The organism is Nonomuraea sp. NPDC054003 (assembly GCF_055585125.1).
In genome coordinates, this window is sequence record NZ_JBVJKR010000001.1 from 691956 (window position 1) to 713207 (window position 21252).

Consider the following 21252-nt stretch of genomic DNA (forward strand, 5'->3'; position numbering starts at 1 on the left):
TGAGGGACAACATCTGGGACGGCCCGCGCCAGGGGAGGGCGAGTGCGCATCGCGATCAGCGGACACCGGGATCTGAGCATTGAAACGGCGGCCCTGGTGCGGTCGGCGATACGGGAGATCCTCCGGCCTTTCGGCGGCGACATGGTCGGCGTGTCGTGCCTTGCACCGGGGAGCGACCAAATCTTCGCCGACGTCGTCCTCGAACTCGGCGGGCGGCTGGAGGCCGTCGTGCCGGCCCGACAGTACGGCCCAGGGCTGCCGGAGGTCGTGCGGTGCGGGTACGACCTCCGGCTGCGCCTCGCCTCCAGAGTGCTCCGGGCGCCGTTCGACCGGCCCTCTCCGGAGGCGTACGCGTCGGCCAACGCGCTGCTGCTGCGAGACGCCGACGTGCTGGTGGCGGTCTGGGACGGCCGGCCGGCGAGGGGCACGGGCGGGACCGCCGACGTGGTCCGCGACGCCCGGCGCCTGAGCATAGAAGTGCGAATAGTCTGGCCCGAGGGTGCCCTGCGCGAGCCTTGACGCCGAAGGCCGGGCAGGATCGGCTCGGGTGCATGGACCTCGCTCACTTCCCTGAGCTGTTCCACCTGGCGGACCGGAGCGCGATCGCCGGTCAGCGAAGGTTTCTCGCTTCCACGCTGGTGCGCCTGGTCTCCCTCGCCATAGCGGCCGTCTTCGGTACCTTCAGCATCGAGAACGGGCTGCTCAACATCGCGGCCCTGATCACCGGCTCGGCGCTCGCGGTCGCCCTCGTGACCGAGGTCTACCTGCTGACGGCCCGGCCCGAGAGACACTGGCACGAGGCCAGGGCGGCGGCTGAATCCGCCAAGTCACTCGTCTGGCGGTACATCGTCGGGGGACAGCCGTTCGGCATGGCGGACGGGCCAGACGATCCGGACGCGCTCCTGCTGAGCAGGATGATGCACATCGCCACCCGTTTCCGGGGCATCCCCACGCGGTCGCCCGCTGAGGAGGGGGAGGCCGTCACGGAGGACATGCGCAGGATCCGCGCGCTCACCCTCAAGGAGCGGCAAGAGTGCTACCGGCACGGGCGCATCAAGGATCAGCGGCGCTGGTACTGGGTGAAGGCGCAGCGGAACGAGCGGTGGGCGGTGGGCTGGTCCGTGGCACTGGCGTCGATCGAGGCGGTCGGGCTGGTCGCGGCGGTGCTCGGCGCCGCCCGGGTGATCGAACTGGACGTGCCGGGGATCGTGGGGGCGCTGGCCGTGGCGGGGATCGCGTGGACGCAAACCCGGCAGTACCGCTGGCTGGCGCAGTCGTACGCGGTGACGGCCCTGGAACTCGGCGTGATCGCCATCGAGGATCGATGGCCGGTGCTGGAGCGGGACTGGGCGCATTTCGTGGACGAGACCGAGGAGACGATCTCCAAGGAGCACATGCTGTGGGCCGCATCTCACAGCATCGAGGCGATGGATCACTAAGCCATGTCCCCGACCTGGGAAGACGCTGACCCACGGTAACGATTGCTTGCCCCTGGCGATAGACCTATGTCGCCAACCGCTGGTGAACCTCCTATTACAATCCGTGAATTAGGAGTCACTGAAAAGCCATGCCTGCACTTCCAAGCTATGAGACGCTGGGTACCGGTCTTTGACTCGTTTCCCCTCAGGTCGAATCGACGTTCCAAACATTCATATCACCTCAACAAGAACCAGGATTCCATGATGGCCGCACAGCTGCCCACGGGGCTCATTTCGGACGTTGCGCTATTCGCGGATTTGCGGCTCGCCGAGATGGAGGCGGTCGGCGAGGAGGAGCTGGCTCTGGCTCTCAGCCGTGTCGTGCCCAAGGTGGAGGAGGTCCGGCGGGTGCCTGTCGCGGCATTCAGTTCGTCCATCTGAGCGGGCAGGACGAGTCAGGTCATGAGCGGCAGAGGCGCCCCTCTCTCGCAATTCATCATCAAGGTGCACAGTCGCTGTGATCTTGCTTGCGATCATTGCTACGTATACACCAAAGCGGATCAATCTTGGAATTCTCGTCCGCGAGTCGTGTCCGAGGAGATCGTTGCTCGAACGGCGGGCCGGATCGCCGAACACGCGCGCTTCCACCGCCTGGACGACGTCCGCATCGTGCTCCATGGCGGGGAGCCGCTACTCGCCGGACGCCCCCTCTTGGGCAGGCTCCTGAGCATCCTGCGCGACGCCCTGTCGTTCGTACCCGAGGTCGACATCCGGATCCACACCAACGGACTCCTGCTCGACGAGGGGTTCTGCGATCTGTTCGCCGAGCATGGCGTCCGCGTCGGCGTCTCGCTCGACGGGGATCGGCGGGCCAACGACCTCCATCGCCGCTACGCAGACGGGCGCAGCTCTTATGACCAGGTCAGCAGAGCCCTACGGCTGCTCCAGAGCAGGCCCGGCATCTACGGCGGCATCTTGTGCACCATCGACCTGGCCAACGACCCCGCCAACGTCTACCGGGCGCTCCTGCGCTTCGAGCCGCCGCACGTGGACTTCCTGCTTCCGCACGCCACCTGGGACGATCCGCCGCCGCGCCCGGCCGGCCGGCCCGCGCCCTACGCCGACTGGCTGCTGTCGGTCTTCCGTCTGTGGGAGGAGGGCGGCAGGCCGGTTGACGTCCGCCTCTTCAACTCGATCATCCGCACCACCCATGGGAGATCCAGCCTGACGGAGGCGATAGGGCTGGAGCCCAGCGCCCTGGTCGTGATCGAGACCGACGGCACCTACGAGCAGGTCGACTCGCTCAAGGTCGCCTATGAGGGCGCAGCAGGCACCGGTATGAACGTCTTCAGTCACGACCTCGACGCGGTCGCCGCGCATCCGGGAGTGGTGGCGCGGCGGACGGGTCTCGCGGGGCTCAGCCGGATCTGCCGGGAGTGCCCAGTGGTGAGCAGTTGCGGAGGCGGCCTCTACCCGCACCGCTACCGGTCGGGCGCCGGGTTCGACGAGCCCAGCGTCTTCTGTCCAGATCTCTACAAGCTCATCACGAACGTCCGGGGGGAAATCAAGATACAGCGGCACGTCCTGCCGGCTCACACGCTCGACGCTCTGGCCCGCGGACTGGGCGGCGAGCAGGACATACGTTGGCTGGCGGCGTCGCAGCGCAGCCTTCAGCAAGCCCTGATGACCACGCTGCGCACCCGGGAGGACGCCCGCGCCGCCTGGGACGTTCTTGTGGACATGGAGTCCCGCGCGCCCGACGAGACGCGCCGCGTGCTCACCCACCCCTACGTCCGTGCCTGGGCCGTACAGTGCGTGAAGGGGACGAGTCCGGCCCGTTACCTGGCCAACATCGCCGCGGCCGCCGTCGTCCGCGCCGGAGCCGAGGCCGAGCTGCTGGTGCAGGCGCACGACGGCCTCGTCCACCTGCCGACCGTAGCCACCTTGGGACCGGTGCGGGGTGAGACCGCCCTGCTGACCGCCGGGCCGGACGGCATCCTGCTCGACGGGCGCGAGACCGCCAGCCGGTCCGTCCGCACGCTCACCTCGGGGACCGGCTACGAGATCCTGCTGGAGGACTCCGACCCTTACCGCGACTGCCACCAGTGGCCGGTCGCACCGCCGCTGTCAGACGAGCAGGCGGACGCCTGGCAGGCGGCGTTCGACGCCGCCTGGCGGCTGGTCGAGCGGGAGCACCCCAGTTACGCCGAAGGCATCCGTGCCGGGCTGAATACGCTGACGGTCCTGGCACCGCCGCCTCCCGGCCGCGAGGCCAGCTCGGCGGCCCGGCAGGCGTTCGGCGCGGTGGCCGCAGCTCTGCCGCGCGATCCGGCCACGCTGGCGCTACTCCTGATGCACGAGTTCCAGCATGTCAAGCTGGGCGCGATGCTCGATCTGTTCGACCTGTACGACGAGAACGACCCCCGGCGCTTCCCGGCTCCCTGGCGCGACGACCCGCGCCCGCTGGAGGGACTGCTCCAAGGCACCTACGCTCATCTGGCGGTCACCGACTTCTGGCGCGTCCACGAGCCGCGCGGCGAGCGCTTCCTGCGCTGGGGACGCCACACCGCAAGCGCCGTCGAGACGCTCGCTGGGTCCGGATCGCTGACACCGCTCGGCGACCTGTTCGTCGCCCGCATGCGCGAGGCTGTGACGCGGATGATCGCCGAGCCGGGCGGCGCCGGATGAACGTCCTCCTTCGCCGGCCGCCCGTGCGGAGCCTTGCCCTGGACGATCGCCGAGCCTGGCGTGGAACGAGCGTCCTGGAGGGCGAGCTGCGCGAGCTGGGAGTACGGGCGGGACGGGTGCTGGTGGTCCACGCGTCCCTGCGAGGACTCGGGCTCGGTTTTGAAGCCGGCGCCGTGGTATCCGCGTTGCGGTCGTTGCTGGGGGCGGAGGGGACCCTCGTGGTCCCGACCCACACGGCCGGGAACTCCGACACCTCCGCGCTCTTCCGCCGGGCAGTCGAGGGTATGACCACGGCCGAGATCGCCGCTCATAAAGCGGGGATGTCCGCATTCGACCGGGCCACCACGCCATCACAGGGCATGGGGCGGCTGGCCGAGACCGTGCGCGTACTGCCGGAGGCCGTGCGCAGCGCCCACCCGCAGACATCGTTCGCCGCAGTCGGCGCGCGTGCCGCGGAGCTCATGGAAGGGCATGATCCGCGCTGCCACCTGGGGGAGTCCTCGCCGCTGGCCAAGCTGTACGAGGCAGACGCCGACATCCTTCTGCTGGGCGTCGGCTATGACCGGTGCACCGCCTTCCATCTGGGGGAGTACCGATACTGTGCGAGCCCGCCCCGGCGGCGTTACCGCTGCGTGGTCGATTTCGGCCAGGGGGCACAGTGGTGGGAGTACGAGGACGTCGAACTGGACGCCAGTGATATGGCTCAGCTCGGGGCGGAATATGAAAGATCCGGAAATGTTGCCATTGGCCGGGTGGGCCAGGCCGAATGCCGGCTGATCTCCATGCCTGGTGCGGTCGATTTCGCCACTCGCTGGTATGCGATGCGGAGAAAGGTGTAGGAAATAGCACAGCGGAGGGAGGCAGATGTCAGGTGGCGGGAGGCCTCGGCCTTACTTCTTCCTCAGCTACGCACGGTTGCCGCAGCAGCGCTTCAACCCCAGAGCCAACCCGAACAAGCCTCTTACCAGGCTCTTTGGCAACCTCTGCAGAAACATCCTCAACATGACGGATTGCTCTGAATCGGAAGCCGGATTCATGGATCAGGGGATGGATTCGGGCGACCGATGGCCTGACCGACTGGCGGACGCCCTGGCGACCTGTAAGGTGTTCGTTCCGGTATATTCTCCCCGCTATTTCACCAGCGAGGAGTGCGGGAAAGAGTGGGCCGCTTTCCTGCACCGCGTGCACGCGCAACGTGACGCCGAGGGCCGCGAACCGCAGGCGATCGTCCCTTTGGTGTGGCATCCGGTGCCCGTCGAGCAGTTGCCCGTCGTGGCCAGGCCGATCCAGTACTCGTTACAGAACGCCGGCGAGCGCTACCTGCGCGACGGATTCCACGGGCTGACCGAATTGCCACGCCTGTGGAGCCATCTCCGGGACGCGACGTACCAGATCGCCAGAAGGATCGTGACCGTCGCCGAGACCACCAACGTTGCCCCCTGCGAGCCGCTTCCCTACGACCAGCTCACCAGCGTCTTCGGCGACTACGGGGTTCGCCGCCCGCTCAAGGTGACGGTGATCGCGGCGATCGCCGATGCACTGCCCGAGGGGCGCAACGCGTTCTACTACGGCCGCGTGCCCGCGCAGTGGAGCCCGTTCCGCGACCAGGACGATGCCAGGCCGCTCGCCGACCTCGCCTGCGAGCTCGCCGAGGAGCATGGATACCAGGCGGAGGTCGTCGGCTTCGAGCAGTACATGGCACAGATGCTCGGCTCCGGGGAGCCGGAAGGACCGGAGCTGATGCTGCTGGACCCCTGGCAGGTCACGCGTCCCGGCGCCCGGGACGAGTTGCTCCGCCTTGATGCGAGCGACCGGCCGTGGATCAGCGTCGTCGTGCCGTGGAACCGGTCCGACCCGCAGACCAAACAGGTCAAGGGTGACCTTGAGAACCGCTTGCACGAGGCCCTGCCGAGGAAGTACGACAGCCCAGAGTCGCGGGACGTGGTGTCGGTCGAGGCGTTCCGCGACGCCTTCCCGGAGATCGTCGCCCGGGCGGCCAGCCACTTCTTCAGATCGGTCAGAACGTTCCCCCCGAGCGGCCAGAAGGGGCGCCGGCCTCGGCTTTTGGAGGATCAATGACGGAGAGCGAGCACGAGGGTCAGGTCGTGACGTTCTACTCCTACAAAGGCGGGGCGGGGAGGACCATGGCGCTGGCGAACACGGCGTGGCTGCTGGCGAGCAACGGTCTGCGCGTGCTGGCGATCGACTGGGATCTGGAATCGCCCGGACTGCACAAGTACTTCCACCCCTTCCTCGACAGCCGGCTCATCGAGTCGAGCCAGGGAGTCATTGACATCGTCAGCAACTACTCCTGGGAGGCCACCCGCGAGCACGAAGGCGCCGACTGGTATCGCGACTACGCGAAGGTCTCGCCGCACGCCGTTCCGGTCGAGTGGGACTTCCCCGCCGCCGGGATGCTCTACTTCCTCTCCGCGGGTCAGCAGAACCGCGACTACTCCTCCCTGGTGACCACTTTCGACTGGGACAACTTCTACGGGCGGATCGGCGGTGGCTCCTTCCTGGACGCGCTACGCGCCGACATGAAGGCCCAGTACGACTACGCGCTCATCGACAGCCGGACCGGCCTCAGCGACATCGCCGACATCTGCACGATGCAGATGCCCGACATCCTCGTCGACTGTTTCACGATGGCGGACCAGAGCATCGAGGGTGCCGCGAAGGTCGCGCGCTACATCCACGAACGCTACGCCGCTCGCAAGATCCGCATCCTCCCCGTGCCGGCCAGGATCGACGACGGCGAGAAGGAGAAGCTCGACGCGGGCCGGGCGCTGGCCCGCAGCAAGTTCGAGAAGTTCCCGGGAGGCATGTCCCCGGAGGAGGCGCAGCAGTACTGGGGACGGGTGGAGATCCCGTACAAGAGGTTCTACGCCTTCGAGGAGACGCTGGCGGTCTTCGGTGATCTGCCGGGGTCGCCCACCTCGCTGTTGGCGGCGTACGAACGGCTCACGGAGTTCATCACCGAGGGCCGGGTCACCTCCTTCCCGGGCATGGAGGAGGCCACGCGCACCAGGTTCCTGGAGGCGTACACGAGGAAGCAGCCGGTGCAGCAGGCCGACCTGCTGCTCAGCTACGTGCCGGAGGACCGCATGTGGGCGGACTGGGCCGTTGCGGTGCTCACCCACGCGGGCTTCCGGGTGGTGCCGCGGATCGCCGGCAAGAGCGCTCCCGAAGGGGAGGGCTGCGTTCTCGTGCTGCTGTCCGGGGCGTACGCGCGTGTCGCCCGCTCTACCCAGGTGCCGCACCCGCTCGGTGCCGACGCTTTCGGTTCCCGCCAGGTCATCCCGCTCATGGTCAGCGAGTACCGCGGAGCCGTGCCCTTCACCGAACGACCGGCGGTCGACCTGGCCTCACTCGGGGCGGAACAGGCGGCCGAGACGCTGTTGCGGGTCGTGGGCAGGCCGGACGACGTGTCGGGTTACGACATACCGGCCGTGTCACCGTCATTCCGGTTCCCCCTCCACTCACCGGACGTCTGGAGCGTGCCGACCAGGAACGCCTCCTTCACCGGGCGAAACAGGATCTTGGAGTCGCTGCGCGACCGGCTCGTGGGCGGCGATGACCTGGGGTCGCGGCCGCAGGCCCTCTTCGGCCTGGGCGGCGTCGGCAAGACCCAGATCGCTCTCGAGTACGCCCACCGGTTCAAGGCCGACTACGGGCTGGTCTGGTGGGTCCCCAGCAACGATGTCGGTGAGATCAACCGATCGCTCGCGGCGCTGGCCGTGCGCCTCGGCATCCGGTTCGGCGACAGCATCGCCGATGGAGCCAAGGCGGCGCTGGAGGCGCTACGGCGCGGGCAGCCGCACGCTCGCTGGCTGCTCACCTTCGACAACGCCGAGGACGCCGAGGCGCTGCGGCCGTTCCTGCCGGGCGGCCCCGGTCACGTCCTGATCACCTCGCGCAGCCAGGCGTGGTCCAGTGTGGCCGTCCCGCTGGAGATCGACGTGTTCAGTCGCGAGGAGGGCGTCGAGCACCTGCTGCGCCGGGTCCCGAGACTGGCAGCCGATGAGGCTCTGCAGATCGCGGACGCTCTGGGTTACCTGCCGCTGGCGATCGAGCAGGCGGCCGCGTGGCTGGAGGAGACCTCCATGTCGGCGGGCATGTACCTCACCGAACTGGAGACGCAGACGCTCAATACGCTCGATCTCAACCAACCCGATGACTATCCCCACTCGGTGGCCGCGACGTGGGAGATCTCTTTCAACCAGCTCAACGTGCGGTCACCGGCCGCCGGACGCCTGCTCCAGCTCTGCGCCTTCTTCGCGCCCGAGTCGATCTCCCAGTCGCTGGTGTACAGCGATCGGATGCTGGAGGTCCTCAGACCGTTCGACGAGACGCTGCGCGACAAACTCGTACTGGGCCGCATCATCAGGGACATCGGCCGTTACGCGCTGGCCCAGGTGGACCAGGGCAACAACACGATCCAGGTGCACCGCCTGGTGCAGAAGGTCATCCGTTCCCGGATGAGGGAGGAGGAAGCGCTCACGGCGGAGCACGAGGTGCACCGGATCCTGGCCGCCGCCCGCCCCCGGCAGGGTGAGGTGGACGATCCCGAGAACTGGCCGCAGTACGAGCTGCTCTGGCCGCACCTGGGCCCGTCCGGCGCCATCACCTGTACCGAGGAGCAGGTGCGCCTCCTGCTCACCGAGTACGTGCGCTATCTGTACAAGCGCGGCGACTTCGAGAACGCCCTCGCCCGCGGACAGGAGCTGGCGCGTACGTGGGAGGCGGAGTTCGGCGCTGGGGACGGGCAGCGGCTGCACCTGCAGTTTCAGATCGCGAACGCGCTGCGCTCGCTTGGCCGGTTCGAGGAGGCCCGCGAGCTGGACGAGGAGGTGCGCGACGCGCAGCGCTCCCTGTACGGGGACAGCCACTACTACACGATGTTGACGTCGGGTTCGCTCGCCGCCGACCTCCGCGCGCTGGGGCGGTTCGACGAGGCCTTGGCGATGGACAGGGAGACGTACGAGCGGTGGAAGGACGCCTATGGCGAGGATTATCCGCGCACGCTCACCTCGGCCAACAATTTGGCGGTCTCTTACCGCCTGGTAGGCGACCCCTACAGCGCCATGGAACTGGACCAGGAGACGCGCCGCAGAATGCAGGCCAGTTCCGTGATGGGGCCGTCCCATCCCGACACCTTGAACACCACCCAGAACCTGGCGCGGGACATGCGCGAGGCGGGTGAGTACCAGGCTTCGATCGAACTGCTCAAGGGAGCGCTCCCCCTCTACCGGGAGGTGCTCGGCGAGAACTACCTGCACACGCTGCGCGCGGGCAAAAGCCTGGCGGTCTCACTGCGCAAGGCCGGGCAGTACCAGGAGGCGCTCGGTCTCGTGCAGGACACCTACCAGCGCTACCAGCGGCTGTACCCCTCCGCGCCGGAGACCAAGGCGGCCGCGCTGGAGGTCGCCACCTGCATGTCGGTCATGGGTCACAAGGAAAGCGCCCGCGACATGACGGCCAAGGTCGTGGAGGACTACACGGAGTTGCTCGGCGTCGACCATCCCTACACGCTCGTGGCGGCCAACAACCTGATGGTCCTCCGGCGTGCCGTGGGGGATATGGAGCCGGCCCACCGGGAAGGCGAGCGGGTGCTGGAGAGTTTCCGCCATCGGCTTGGCGAGAACCACCCCTTCACGCTGGCGTGCACCGTGAACCTCGCCAATTGCGCCGCCGACCTGGGAGACCTGGAACAGGCCCGGACTCTGGAGGTGCGCGCGCTCGACGGGCTGCGCCGGTGCCTGCGGCCGGAGCACCCGGACAGCCTGATCTGCCAGGCCAATCTGGCTATCACCCTGCGGGAGGTGGGTCAGCGGGCGGACGCCGAGCTCCTGCACGCCAAGGCACTCGACAGGCTCGCCGTCACGCTCGGGGGCAGCCATCCCAGTGTGGTCGCCGCACACGAGTGGGAGAGGCTCAACCGGGATCTGGAGCCTCAGCCGACCTGAGCCACAGCAGCACCTCGGGCAGCACGTCGAGGGCACCGAAGTGGGCGGCGTCGGGCTGTATCCGCACCAGCGCCCCGGGGATCCGGCTGCCGAGCCAGCTGGTGTGGCCGGCGGGAGAGAACACGTCGTCCTCGCCATGCCAGAGCAGTGTCGGGACGGTTATGTCGGCCGGATCGAATCCCCACGCGCTGGTGAGCGCGACCACGTCGTCCACCCAGCCATCCGCCGACTCGCGGAGCCCTTCGGCGAAGTTGCGTACGAGCATGCGCCGGATTCCGTCGTCGGCCACCACCTTGCGGTCCGATTCGGGCACCTGCTCGCGGAGCCCGAGAACCTTGCTGAACGGGTCCGCCCGGATCTGCTCGGCTGCCACGGTCAGCCGGGCGGCCACCGCGATGCGTCCGGTCCGGGCCACGCCGTACTCCACGATGTTGGACTCGTGCATCCCGTCGAACCAGTGGAGCCCCTCGGCGCCTGGCGGCGCCAGGCCGACCAGGGCGGCCGCCCTGGTGATCCGGTGGGGAAGCAGCGCCGCGCAGGCCAGCGCGTGCGGTGCGCCGCCTGAGCGGCCGACCACCCCGAACCTGCCCAGGCCCAGCGCCGCCGCGATCGCCTCGACGTCCGAGGCCACATCGGACACCGTACGGTCCGGCCTGCGCTCCGAGTGCCCGTAGCCGGGCCGGTCGAAGCTGATCAACCGGATGCCGAGCCGATACAGCACCCCAGCCCTGGGTGAGGGGCCGAACCTGCTGCCCGGGGTGCCGTGCAGGAGAACGATCGGGTAGCCGTCAGGATTTCCGCTGTCTTCGACTGCGAGTCTTCTTCCGTCGGATGCGACCACCTCGATGGCCAAGAAGCACCTCCACGCGGTGTGCGGCTCACGGTGGATTTTCCCAGAATCGTGACCGCGGTCACCCGGGGCTTGGCGAGTTTCTCAAAGAGCCGGCCGGACCCGCTTCCTGAACACCCAGTACGTCCAGCCCTGGTAACCGAGCACGAACGGCAGCGCGATCAGGCCGATCCAGCTGAGCATCGTCAGCGTGTACGGGCCGGAGGCCGCCTCCGCCAGCGTCAGCCCCGGCAGCGGGGCGTGCCGCAGCTGGGCGAAGACCGCGACCGACACCAGCACGATCGTGGCCGCCATGGCCACGAACGCCCAGCCCTCGCGGCGCCGCCACACCAGCGCCGGCGCGGCGGCCAGCGCGGCCACCGCCGCGAGCGCCGGGATCGTGCCCATGCCCGACAGCGCCACCACGCCGATCGGCAGCGTCACCGCGCTCAGCGCGACCGCCGCCGACCGGGCCCGCTTGCGCACCGGGCCGTCCGTCTTGAGCGCCAGGAAGATCGCGCCGTGCAGCAGGCACACCGTCAGCGAGAACGCGCCGCCCAGCATCGCCGCCACCGCGCTCCCGTACAGCAGGTCGGCGAAGACCGTGCCCCACACGAACGCGGGCAGCGCGCTGCCGACCACGATGCCGAGGTCGCACCAGGCCGGGTTCTCGACCTTGCCGCGCCACTCCAGGCCGACGCCGCGCACGATCAGGCCGACCAGGACCAGCAGCACCGGCAGGTAGAAGCCGCTGAACATGCCCGCGTACCAGGCGGGGAACGCGGCGAACATGGCGCCCACCGCGGTGATCAGCCACACCTCGTTGCCGTCCCACACCGGCCCGATCGTCTGCAGGCTCTGCCGCTGCTCCTCGCCGTCGCCGCTGACGAACGGCGCCAGCAGCCCCACGCCGAAGTCGAACCCTTCCAGGACGAAGTATCCCGTCCACAGGAAGGCGATGATGATGAACCACAGGTCGATCACGTCTGCTCCTCAGTACATCAGCGACGGCTGGCGCTTCTCGGCCGCGGGAGCGGGCTCGATCTCCTCGGGGCCCTTGCGTACGTGCCGGGCCAGCAGCACGATCTCGGCCACGGTGAGCGCGCCGTACAGCAGGGTGAAGATCGTCAGGGAGATCGCGACCTCGGCCAGGCTCACCCCGGGTGAGACGGAGGCGGCCGTGAGCAGCTCGCCCGCGACCGTCCACGGCTGGCGCCCGATCTCGCTCAGCAGCCAGCCGGCCGTCACCGCGAGCAGCGGCAGCGGGAGCGCCAGCAGGAACACCCGCGACAGCCAGGGCGGCATCGGCCTCCGGCGGCGGGTCAGCCAGAGCCCGAGCACGGACAGCCCGACGGTCGCCATGCCGAACCCGATCATCAGCCGGAACGACCAGAACACGATCGTCTGGTCCGGCCGGTAGTCGCCGGGGCCGAACTCCTGCTCGAAGCGTCGCTGCAGGTCCTCGGTGCCCTGGACGACGGCGTCGGGGTCGTTCGTGGACAGGAAGCTGAGCACCTTGGGGATCTCGATGCCGGGCGCGACCGTGAACGGCGCTCCGGCGGTGTCGCGTTCGAGCCCTTCGGCGGCGGCCAGCTTCATCGGCTGCTGCTCGTACATCAGCTTGGCTGACGTGTCGCCGGTGATCGCGACCAGCGCGCCCGCGACCGCCGTCATCACCAGCGCCGCCCTGGCGGCGCTGCGCCACATCTCCGCCCGGGTCCGCAGCAGCCAGTAGCCGCACACCGCCAGCACGAACCCGCCGGCCACCACGAACGCGGCGGCGACCACGTGCGGCACCTGCGCGAGCGCGGTCGAGTTGGTCAGCACCGCCCACAGGTCCGTCATCCTGGCCTTGCCGTCGACCACCTCGTAGCCGACCGGGTGCTTCATCCACGCGTTGGCGGCCAGGATGAAGTACGCCGACAGGTTGGAGGCCAGCGCCGCCGCCCAGATGCAGGCCAGGTGGAGCCGCTTCGGCAGCCGGTCCCACCCGAAGATCCACAACCCGATGAACGTGGACTCCAGGAAGAACGCCAGCAACGCCTCCAAGGCCAGCGGCGCGCCGAACACGTCACCGACGAACGTGGAGTACTCCGACCAGTTCATGCCGAACTGGAACTCCTGCACGATGCCGGTGACCACGCCCATCGCGAAGTTGATCACGAAGAGCTTGCCGAAGAACTTCGTCAGCCGCAGGTAGTGGTCCTTCCCGGTGCGGTGCCACGCGGTCTGCAGCCCGGCCACGAAGATGCCCAGGCCGATCGTCAGCGGCACGAACAGGAAGTGGTACACGGTGGTCACCCCGAACTGCCACCGTGCGAGATCAAGTGCGTCCATGTCCCCTCATCGGGTCAACGAGCTCTACGGCTTGTAGTACATCTACTTGAAGTAGTACTACACGCTGTAGAGCAATGTGGTGCGACCTTGGTCACACCGGCCCCCTTCAGCCCATCCCACGATGCCGTTCGGGCTCGTCCCGCCGCGTCACCCGCCGGGTGGATTCCCGCGTACACCGGGCGGTGGACCCGGCCACAGGGCGACGCGGGGACGTTGGGCAGGTGTTGCCCTTATCCCGGCGGGCGGTGGCTTTCTAGAGTGACGGTGTGAAAGTCGCAGGCAGCGCCGAGATCGGCGTCGAAAGAGACCGCGTGTGGGCAGCCCTGCAGGACCCGGCGGTCCTGGTGCGCACCATCCCCGGATGCGAGCGCCTGGAGGAGTGCGGGCCCGACACGTACCGGATGACCGTCAACGCCGGGGTGGCCTCGCTCAAAGGGGTCTACCAGGGCGAGGTGGCCCTCGCGGAACCGGCGGCCCCGGTGAGCTTCGTGCTGCGGGCGCGCGGCCAGGGCGCCCCAGGGACGGTGGACGCCACCGTCCTGGTACGGCTGAGCGAGATCGACGGCGGGACCCGGGTCGAGTACGACGCCGACGCGGTCATCGGCGGGATGATCGGCGGGGTGGGGCAGCGGATGCTGGGCTCGGTGGCCCGGAAGACGGCCGGCGAGTTCTTCGCCGCCGTCGAACGCCACCTGTGCACCCCTGCGGAAACCCTGCCTCCAGAAGAAGCCCCGGCCCCTGCGGGAACCCTGCCTTCGGAAGGAGCCCTGGCCCCTGCGGGAACCCCGGCCGCGGTACCGGTCCCACGCCCCACCACGGAAGGCCCCGGGCCTCTCCGGGAGCCCTCCGCCCTGACACCTGCGGCGAGCCGCCCCGCCGTCTACGAGCGCCCCCCGGTCGCGGAGAAGCGCCGTACGGAGACTCCGCCGTGGGTGATGCTGGCCGCCTTCGGCATGGGCGCCGGCGTCGCGCTCGGCAGCGCGGCCATCGGCTGGCTCTTCGGCCGAGCCCGCCGCTGACCCGCCCGCCCTCGGACGGACGGCGCGGGACCGCCCACCCCTCGGACGGGCGGTCCCGGAGAGCCGCTGGCCTGGTCCGTTTCTTGGATGGGGGTGCCGGAGAGTTGATGGCCTGGACCCTTCCTCGGCCGGGCGGTCGCGGAGGGAGGCGAGCCCGATGTGGGCGCGCCGCCTTCGAACCCCGTCCTTTCGTATGCGCGCCCTCCTCGGCCATGTGACGCCGTGAAAGGCGGATCGCGCGTCGAGGAGTGGGTGGTGGACGAGAACGCGGCGGCCGTCCGTGTTCGAGGAAGGCGGGCTCGGCAGGGGAGAGGCGCGCCCTCAGGGGATGCGGGAAACGACCAGGTCAGAGCCTCTCGCGGAAAAGGATCTCCGGGCGTAGCGTGGCAATATGCGGCAGGCTCATGCTGAAGACGCGCGAACCGAGGCCCGGCGGGTTGTCCGCAACCTGCTGGGCGAGGACCACCCCACCGCCGACGCGCTGATCGCCGCAGCCCGGCCGGTCATCGGCGACGAGCGTTGCGACCGGTGCGTCGGGCTGGCGCTGGGCGCGTCCCTGACGCGGCGCTCGGCCGAGCTGGCCGCGCTCGCCGCCCTGCTGGTCGGCACCCGCGAGCTGGGCGAGCAGTGGTGGACCCGGCCCAGGGGCGGCAAGCTGCCCGCGCCCGACGAGGTGCTGCACACGGCGGTGGCGATCGAGCCGTGGACGGACCTGACCGCGCTGGAGATGCTGGCCGCCTGGGTGTCCGACGACGCGGCCGACGAGCTGTGGGGCAGGCCCGTCGCCCAGGTCGACCTGAACTCCTGGCAGGCGGAGGACCGGTTCGGCCTGCCGCCGGGGGTGCGGCCGGGGCAGCGGCTGGTGGTGCACTTCGACGCCGGCGGCCGCCTCGACGCGGTGGTGACGCGCAGGCCTGACGACAACCTGGGCTCCAACCTGGACTTCCACTCGCTGCGCTACTCACGCCCCGCCGAGGCGCAGTGGAGCTGGGGGGTGGCCGCCGGTCTCGGGCCGCACCGGCTGCCGGGGGAGAAGCCCGACCCGTACGCGCGCCGCGTGGACGCTTACGCGGCCCGCGTCCTGCGCGCCTGGGCGCTCAGGCACGGCGCCACCGACCAGCAGCTCGGCGAGCGCTGGGAGACCGTCGGCGACGTGGTGGCCGCGATCGAGCGGGTCGACTGGATGTGGCGCAGCGGCGAGTGGTTCGGCTGGTGGCGCGGCGCGTCGGCGCTGGTGGACGACTCCGCGTACCTTCCCTACCGGCTGGAGGAGCTGGCCGCGGGCTGACCCGGCCCTTGCCCGCGGCTGAACCGGCGGACCGGAATGGACCGCTGTGCCAAGTCGTTGTCAAGAAACATGAAGGTTGAGATTTTCTCCGACGTCGTCTGCCCGTGGTGCTACGTCGGCCATGCCCGCTTCGCCCGCGCCGCGCAGGCGTTCCGCGACAAGGGCGGGTCCATCGAGGTCACCATGCGCCCCTTCCAGCTGAACCCGGACGCGTCCACCGAGGGTGAGCCGTTGCTGCCCGCGCTGGAGCGCAAGTTCGGCGCCGGCGTGGCGCAGATGACCTCCAGGGTGACGGCCGTGGCCGCGGAGGAAGGGCTCGACCTCCGTTTCGACCGGGCGATCAGCACCGGCACGCTGGAGGCGCACCGGCTCGTCGAGGTCGCCACCGGCCAGGGTCTGGGCGAGGAGATGGCCGACCGGCTGTTCCGTGCGCACTTCACCGACGGCCTGAACGTCGGCGACGCCGGGGTGCTCGCCAAGCTCGCCGCCGAGGCGGGCGTGCGCGACACCGGAGAGGGCGCCGCCGAGGTGCGCGAGCAGATCGGCCGCGCCAGGCGGCTGGGCATCACGGGTGTGCCGCTGTTCCTGTTCGAAGGGCAGTTCGCGGTGTCCGGCGCGCAGCCGTACGAGACGATGACGGCCGCGATCGACGAGGTGGCCGACCGCATCGGCGAGACCCCGATCCAGCAGCTCGCCGCCCCCGCCGACGGCTGCGACGACGGCTACTGCGCCGTCTGAGGGGCCGTCTGAGCCGTCCCGCCCCCGACGCCGGTGCCCTCGCCGAGCAGCCCCGCCCGGTGATGGCGGCGGCACAGCACCTGGTAACGCACCGGCGAGGCGTCGGTGTCCCCGATCACCACCTGTTCCCCCGTACGCGCCATCTCCCCGCCCACCACGCGCGCGTTGAGCTGCCCCGGCCGCCCGCACCAGCACAGCACCTCGACCTGCAGCCGGCACACCTCGTCGGCCAGCTCGAACAGCCGCCGCGAGGCCGGGAACAGCACCGAGCGGAAGTCGGAGGCCAGCCCGAACGCGTACACGTCGACGCCGTGCCCGTCGACCAGGTCGGCGAGCTGCTCGATCTGCTCCACCGTGTAGAAGCACGCCTCGTCGCAGATCAGGTAGTCGATCCGGTCGTGCCCGCGCACCAGCTCCACCAGGTCCATCGAGTCCACCACCTCGACGGCCTCCAGACCCAGGCCGATCCTGCTGGTGACCCTGGGCTCGCCCGACCGGTCGTGCTTGGTCAGCACCAGCCCTCTCCTGCCCTGACGGCCGTGGTTGTAGTTCATCTGCAGGGCCAGGGTGGACTTCCCGCAGTCCATCGGCCCGAAGTAGAACTTGAGCACGGCATCACGTGGCGCATGGGGTGCAGGAGACAACGCGGACAGTTCGGTCACGGGGTGCCACCTTAGCGCTTGGCTTGTTCCCTGACCTCATGGGAGATTTCTCCTCTGGAGTATCAGGAGGAAAATCTAGTGGTCACAGATAAACCCCCCACGCTCGACGCCATGATGACGCCGGACGACCTCACCGCCGCCCAGGCCGACGCGGCGCGCTGGCGGTACGGCTTCTACGTGGTGCTGACGGGCATCGTGGCGACCCTCGTCGCGTTCGGCGCGGCCGTGTACGCCACCGGGGAGTCGGCCGCCCTGTTCGCCGGTGTGGCGGGCGTGGTCGGCACCATCATCGGGGCGTACTTCGGCGTGCAGGCGGGCCAGTCGGGTAAGGCCAGGGTGGAGGCCGAACTCGGCAGGACCCAGGAGCTCGTGGTCAGGCTGGCGGCCTACGTCGGCACCGACAACGCGCCCCGGGTCATCGACGAAGTGCTCGGCAAGCGCCGAAGCTGAGGAGCCATGCGTAGCGTCCGAATCGGAGTCGACACCGGCGGCACCTTCACCGACGTCGTGGCGGTGGACGAGGAGACCGGTGAGATCGTCACCACCAAGACCCCCTCGACCCCCGCGAACCCCGCCGACGGGTTCATCGCCGGCATCGAGAAGCTCGGCGAGCTGGATGTCGCCGGCATCGTGCACGGCACCACCGTGGCCACCAACCAGCTGCTCGAGGACCGCATCGCCGGCCTCGGGCTGATCACCACCGAGGGCTTCGAGTACATCCTGGAGATCGGCCGGCAGAGCGTGCCCGACGGCTACGGCAACTCCTACTTCTGGGTCAAGCCGTCCCGCATCGTGCCCGTCCACCTGGTCAAGACCGTCGGCGGCCGGCTCGACCACCAGGGCGGCGAAGTGCGCCCCTTCGACGAGGCCCAGGCCGTCGAGGTCGCCCGCTGGTACCGTTCCCGCGGCATCACCACGCTCGGCGTCTGCTTCCTCCACTCCTACGCCAACCCCGAACACGAGCGGCGCATGCGCGAGGTCCTGGCCCGCGAGTTCCCCGAGGCGGTCGTGTCGCTCTCCAGCGACGTGCTGCGCGAGTACCGAGAGTACGAGCGGGCCGTCACCACGCTGGTCGACGCCGCGGTCAAGCCCGGCATGCGGGCCTACATCGCCAACCTGTCCAGCCGCCTGGGCCGCCCGTTCTCGGTGATGAAGTCCAACGGCGGCGTGCTGTCGGCCCGCGAGGTCGTCAACCAGCCCATCACCACCGTCCTGTCCGGCCCCGCCGCGGGCGCGCTCGGCGCGGCGCTGATCGCCGCCACCGCCGGCCACCGGAGCGTGATCACCCTGGACGGCGGCGGCACCTCCACCGACGTGACCGTGGTCGTCGACGGCGACCCGTCCGTCACCACGGAGGGCAGCGTCGGCCGCTTCCCGTGCAAGATCCCGATGATCGACATCGTCACCGTCGGCGCGGGCGGCGGCTCGATCGCGTGGATCTCGCCCGAGGGCACGCTCAAGGTCGGCCCCCGCTCGGCCGGCGCGGACCCCGGCCCGATCTGCTACCGCCGCGGCGGCACCGAGGTGACCGTCACCGACGCCCACGTCTACCTGCGCCGCATCCCTCCGCACCTGCTCGGCGGCGAGATCCCGCTCGACTACGACGCCGCCAGGATGGCCGTCGAGGCACTGGCCGACAAGCTCGACCTCACCCCCGAGCGGACCGCCGCCGGCATCCTGGAGATCAGCGCGTTCAACCAGAGCAACGCCATCCGCCAGCTCACCGTCAAGCGCGGGCTGGACGTGCGCGACTTCCCGCTGGTGACGTTCGGCGGGTCCGGGCCGCTGCTGGCCTGCCGGCTCATCGACATCCTCGACCTGCCCGCGGTGATCGTCCCGCCCGAGCCCGGCAACGTCTCCGCGTTCGGCCTGCTCACCGTCGACGTCAAGAACGACTACGTGCGCACGTACGTCACCCGCGACCTCGCGCTGAACAAGGCCGCGCAGATCTTCGGCGAGCTGGAGAGCCAGGCCGCCGACGAGCTCGAACGCGAGGGCTTCGACGAGCCCGTCTTCGCGCGCAGCGCCGACCTGCGCTACTACGGGCAGGCGTACGAGGTCCGGGTGCCCGCCCCGGCCGGCCCCCTCGACGAGGACTGGCTGCGCGAGGTCACCGGCCGCTTCCACGACGCGCACGAGAAGCTGTACGGCTACGCCTACCGCGACGACCCACGCCACGCCGTCGAATGGGTCAACCTGCGCGTCTCCGGCATCGGGCCGATCAACCGGCCGGTGATCCGGCGCGACCCGTACCCGAAGACCGAGCCCGTCGAGGCGAGCCGGCGCGTGATCTTCGACGAGCCGCACGACACCCCGATCCTCCAGCGCGCCGCGCTGGAGGCCGGCGCCGTCGTCCACGGCCCGGCCGTCATCGAGGAGTACGGCTCCACCATCCCCCTGCACCCCGGGTTCACCGCCACGGTGGACGAATACGGCAACGTGGAGATCCGTCGTGACTGACCCGATCCTCATCGAGATCGTCGAGGGCACCCTCGCCTCCGTGGAGAAGGAGGTCGAGACCGCCATCGCGCGCACCGCCCGGTCGCCCATGATCCGCGACGCGCACGACTTCCGCGCCGGCATCCACGACAGGAAGATGCGCAAGCTGACCGGCCGCTCCTACAGCGCGCTCGTCCAGCCGGTCGTCCGCGACTTCCCGATCGAGACGATGAAGCCCGGCGACGTCTACTTCCACAACGACGTCTACCTGTCCGAAGGCGGCATCGGCCACCTGCCCGACCTGTGCGTCACCGTGCCCGTCTTCCACCGCGACGAGGTGGTGGCGTTCGTGCAGGCGTTCGGTCACCACGACGACATCGGCGGCGCGGTGCCGGGCTCGATGCCGTCGCACGCCCGGTCGGCGTTCGAGGAAGGGCTGATGGTCCCGCCGATCAAGCTGTGGGACCAGGGCGTGCCCAACGAGGCCGCGCTGCGCATCATGACCCGCAACTCCCGCATGCCCGACTCTCTCGCCGGCGACCTGGACGCGGAGTGCTCCGCCTGCCTCATGGGCGCGCGGCGGCTGGGCGAGCTGTTCGACCGGTACGGGCGCGACGAGGTGGAGGCGTGCTTCGACGCCATCATCGGCAAGACCACCGAGACGTTCCGGCGCGAGCTGCTGTCCAAGATCCCCGAGGGCACCTACGTCTGGGAGGACTACGCCGAGCACGACGGCGTCGACGAGCCCCGCCTGCACACCCAGCGCATCACCCTCACGGTCGACCACGCCGCGGACGCGCCGCTCACCATCGACTTCACCGGCACCTCCCCGCAGGCCAAGGGGCCGATCAACCACGCGGGCGACTACGCCGACGGCGTCTTCCTCAAGAAGTGGCTCGCGCCCATCCTGCGCAACCTGGCCGACACGCCCGAGCGGATGGCCGAGCTCGACGTCAACGAGGGCGTCGTGCCGCTCATCAAGATGGTCTTCCCGGAGAAGGGCACCCTGCTCACCCCGGTCTTCCCCGCGCCCACCAACGCCCGCACGTTCGTCATCCTGCGCCTGCTCGGCGTGCTGGCGGGCGTGCTGGCCAAGGCCACCGGCGGGCGGATGCCGGCCGACCAGGAGACGATCCGCTACACGGGCGTGTACGGCACGGACGCCGGCGGGCAGCCCTACCTGATGCGGGAGGTGCTCGGCGGCGGCTCCGGCGGGCGCTGGTACGCCGACGGCGAGGACACCATCCACGTCGTCCCGGACTCGCGCAACATCCCGGTCGAGTTCGCCGAAGCCCGCTGGCCCTTCAGGGTCGAACGCCTCGGCCTGGCCTGCGACTCGGGCGGGCCCGGCATGTTCCGCGGCGGCCTCGGCTACGACAAGCACATCCGGATGCTGCGCGACGCCTCCTACATGTCGATCGCCGACCGTTCCATCCTGTCCTGCTGGGGCGTCAACGGCGGCCTCGCCGGGCGGCCGTTCCGCGTGGAGATCGCGGGCAAGGAGATGGAAGGCCTGGTCGACGACCACCCGGTCCAGGCGGGCGAGACCATCCGCATCCGCACCACGGGCGGCGGCGGCTGGGGCTCCCCGTACGACCGCGACCCCCGCGCGGTGGCGGCCGACGTCCGCGACGGCAAGGTCTCGATCGCCGGCGCGCTCGGCGACTACGGCGTCGTCCTCGACGGCGACCGCATCGACGAGCAGGGCACCGCCGAACTCCGCGCCCGCCTCCGCCCTCCGGCCGACCGCTTCTTCGACCGCGGCCCCGGCTACCCGAAACTGTCCGGCGGCCGCACCTTCGCGGAGGTAGACGAACTGTAAGAAGGCAATCACCGTACGTGATCGCCGGGGATAACATGACCCC

Annotated in this window: 17 protein-coding genes; 13 read left to right on the top strand and 4 right to left on the bottom strand. The window is 69.8% G+C overall.

What is annotated here, in order from left to right:
- Positions 1 to 42: 42 nt before the first annotated feature.
- From ACZ6YG_RS02885 to fxsT, 7 genes are all read left to right on the top strand, one after another.
- On the top strand, positions 43 to 519 hold the full coding sequence (locus ACZ6YG_RS02885; protein WP_466017047.1) for a hypothetical protein: 477 nt from the start codon (positions 43 to 45) through the stop codon (positions 517 to 519).
- A gap of 32 nt (positions 520 to 551) precedes the next feature.
- Positions 552 to 1439 (top strand): DUF4231 domain-containing protein, encoded by an 888-nt coding sequence (locus ACZ6YG_RS02890; protein WP_364229877.1) that lies wholly within the window; start codon positions 552 to 554, stop codon positions 1437 to 1439.
- A gap of 240 nt (positions 1440 to 1679) precedes the next feature.
- Complete coding sequence (fxsA, locus tag ACZ6YG_RS02895) at positions 1680 to 1859, top strand: FxSxx-COOH cyclophane-containing RiPP peptide (RefSeq protein ID WP_271274945.1); 180 nt, start codon at positions 1680 to 1682, stop codon at positions 1857 to 1859.
- A gap of 21 nt (positions 1860 to 1880) precedes the next feature.
- Positions 1881 to 4106, top strand: a complete 2226-nt coding sequence (locus ACZ6YG_RS02900; RefSeq protein ID WP_466017048.1) for an FxsB family cyclophane-forming radical SAM/SPASM peptide maturase — start codon at positions 1881 to 1883, stop codon at positions 4104 to 4106.
- Positions 4103 to 4945, top strand: a complete 843-nt coding sequence (locus ACZ6YG_RS02905; protein WP_271274943.1) for an AAC(3) family N-acetyltransferase — start codon at positions 4103 to 4105, stop codon at positions 4943 to 4945. Before ACZ6YG_RS02900 ends, ACZ6YG_RS02905 begins: the two co-directional genes overlap by 4 nt.
- A 25-nt stretch (positions 4946 to 4970) precedes the next feature.
- Positions 4971 to 6185, top strand: coding sequence for a TIR-like protein FxsC (locus ACZ6YG_RS02910; RefSeq protein ID WP_271274942.1), 1215 nt, complete (start codon positions 4971 to 4973; stop codon positions 6183 to 6185).
- The gene (gene fxsT, locus ACZ6YG_RS02915) at positions 6182 to 10075 is read left to right on the top strand and encodes an FxSxx-COOH system tetratricopeptide repeat protein (protein ID WP_466017049.1); all 3894 of its coding nucleotides are present in this window, start codon (positions 6182 to 6184) and stop codon (positions 10073 to 10075) included. Before ACZ6YG_RS02910 ends, fxsT begins: the two co-directional genes overlap by 4 nt.
- Here fxsT and ACZ6YG_RS02920 read toward each other — a convergent pair.
- The 3 genes from ACZ6YG_RS02920 to ACZ6YG_RS02930 all read right to left on the bottom strand — a co-directional run bounded on the left by ACZ6YG_RS02920 (position 10044) and on the right by ACZ6YG_RS02930 (position 13241).
- Entirely contained in the window at positions 10044 to 10928 is an 885-nt protein-coding gene (locus ACZ6YG_RS02920; RefSeq protein WP_271274940.1) for an alpha/beta fold hydrolase, read from the bottom strand. The two genes, fxsT and ACZ6YG_RS02920, sit on opposite strands and share 32 nt — an antisense overlap.
- 81 nt (positions 10929 to 11009) lie before the next feature.
- Entirely contained in the window at positions 11010 to 11888 is an 879-nt protein-coding gene (cydB, locus tag ACZ6YG_RS02925) for a cytochrome d ubiquinol oxidase subunit II (RefSeq protein WP_364229870.1), read from the bottom strand.
- Between the two features lie 9 nt (positions 11889 to 11897).
- On the bottom strand, positions 11898 to 13241 hold the full coding sequence (locus ACZ6YG_RS02930; protein ID WP_466017050.1) for a cytochrome ubiquinol oxidase subunit I: 1344 nt from the start codon (positions 13239 to 13241) through the stop codon (positions 11898 to 11900).
- 266 nt (positions 13242 to 13507) lie between these two features.
- On the opposite strand from ACZ6YG_RS02930, the gene ACZ6YG_RS02935 reads away from it, so the two are divergent.
- The 3 genes from ACZ6YG_RS02935 (at position 13508) to ACZ6YG_RS02945 (ending at position 16286) form a co-directional block, all read left to right on the top strand.
- Positions 13508 to 14260: an SRPBCC domain-containing protein gene (locus ACZ6YG_RS02935; protein ID WP_466017051.1), complete on the top strand. Its 753-nt coding sequence runs from the start codon at positions 13508 to 13510 to the stop codon at positions 14258 to 14260.
- A 391-nt stretch (positions 14261 to 14651) separates the two neighbouring features.
- Positions 14652 to 15548 (top strand): hypothetical protein, encoded by an 897-nt coding sequence (locus tag ACZ6YG_RS02940; RefSeq protein WP_466017052.1) that lies wholly within the window; start codon positions 14652 to 14654, stop codon positions 15546 to 15548.
- A gap of 69 nt (positions 15549 to 15617) precedes the next feature.
- A complete protein-coding gene (locus ACZ6YG_RS02945; RefSeq protein WP_466017053.1) occupies positions 15618 to 16286 on the top strand; it encodes a DsbA family oxidoreductase in 669 nt (222 codons plus the stop codon).
- Here ACZ6YG_RS02945 and ACZ6YG_RS02950 read toward each other — a convergent pair.
- A complete protein-coding gene (locus ACZ6YG_RS02950) occupies positions 16271 to 16948 on the bottom strand; it encodes a thymidine kinase (protein ID WP_466017054.1) in 678 nt (225 codons plus the stop codon). The two genes, ACZ6YG_RS02945 and ACZ6YG_RS02950, sit on opposite strands and share 16 nt — an antisense overlap.
- Positions 16949 to 17059: 111 nt before the next feature.
- On the opposite strand from ACZ6YG_RS02950, the gene ACZ6YG_RS02955 reads away from it, so the two are divergent.
- Genes ACZ6YG_RS02955 through ACZ6YG_RS02965 form a run of 3 tightly spaced genes read left to right on the top strand, consistent with a single transcriptional unit; the run spans position 17060 to position 21209 of the window.
- Entirely contained in the window at positions 17060 to 17398 is a 339-nt protein-coding gene (locus tag ACZ6YG_RS02955) for a hypothetical protein (protein ID WP_246639159.1), read from the top strand.
- A 6-nt stretch (positions 17399 to 17404) separates the two neighbouring features.
- Positions 17405 to 19408 (top strand): hydantoinase/oxoprolinase family protein, encoded by a 2004-nt coding sequence (locus ACZ6YG_RS02960; RefSeq protein ID WP_397197549.1) that lies wholly within the window; start codon positions 17405 to 17407, stop codon positions 19406 to 19408.
- The gene (locus tag ACZ6YG_RS02965) at positions 19401 to 21209 is read left to right on the top strand and encodes a hydantoinase B/oxoprolinase family protein (protein WP_148030451.1); all 1809 of its coding nucleotides are present in this window, start codon (positions 19401 to 19403) and stop codon (positions 21207 to 21209) included. Before ACZ6YG_RS02960 ends, ACZ6YG_RS02965 begins: the two co-directional genes overlap by 8 nt.
- Positions 21210 to 21252 lie beyond the last annotated feature (43 nt).

Excerpts from the sequence above, each read along its gene's own strand:
- fxsA (WP_271274945.1), top strand. The coding sequence starts at position 1,680 with ATGATGGCCGCACAGCTGCCCACGGGGCTCATTTCGGACGTTGCGCTA.
- ACZ6YG_RS02905 (WP_271274943.1), top strand. The coding sequence starts at position 4,103 with ATGAACGTCCTCCTTCGCCGGCCGCCCGTGCGGAGCCTTGCCCTGGAC.
- ACZ6YG_RS02910 (WP_271274942.1), top strand. The coding sequence starts at position 4,971 with ATGTCAGGTGGCGGGAGGCCTCGGCCTTACTTCTTCCTCAGCTACGCA.
- ACZ6YG_RS02890 (WP_364229877.1), top strand. The coding sequence starts at position 552 with ATGGACCTCGCTCACTTCCCTGAGCTGTTCCACCTGGCGGACCGGAGC.
- fxsT (WP_466017049.1), top strand. The coding sequence starts at position 6,182 with ATGACGGAGAGCGAGCACGAGGGTCAGGTCGTGACGTTCTACTCCTAC.
- ACZ6YG_RS02900 (WP_466017048.1), top strand. The coding sequence starts at position 1,881 with ATGAGCGGCAGAGGCGCCCCTCTCTCGCAATTCATCATCAAGGTGCAC.
- ACZ6YG_RS02955 (WP_246639159.1), top strand. The coding sequence starts at position 17,060 with ATGATGACGCCGGACGACCTCACCGCCGCCCAGGCCGACGCGGCGCGC.
- ACZ6YG_RS02960 (WP_397197549.1), top strand. The coding sequence starts at position 17,405 with ATGCGTAGCGTCCGAATCGGAGTCGACACCGGCGGCACCTTCACCGAC.
- ACZ6YG_RS02945 (WP_466017053.1), top strand. The coding sequence starts at position 15,618 with ATGAAGGTTGAGATTTTCTCCGACGTCGTCTGCCCGTGGTGCTACGTC.
- ACZ6YG_RS02940 (WP_466017052.1), top strand. The coding sequence starts at position 14,652 with ATGCGGCAGGCTCATGCTGAAGACGCGCGAACCGAGGCCCGGCGGGTT.
- ACZ6YG_RS02930 (WP_466017050.1), bottom strand. The coding sequence starts at position 13,241 with ATGGACGCACTTGATCTCGCACGGTGGCAGTTCGGGGTGACCACCGTG.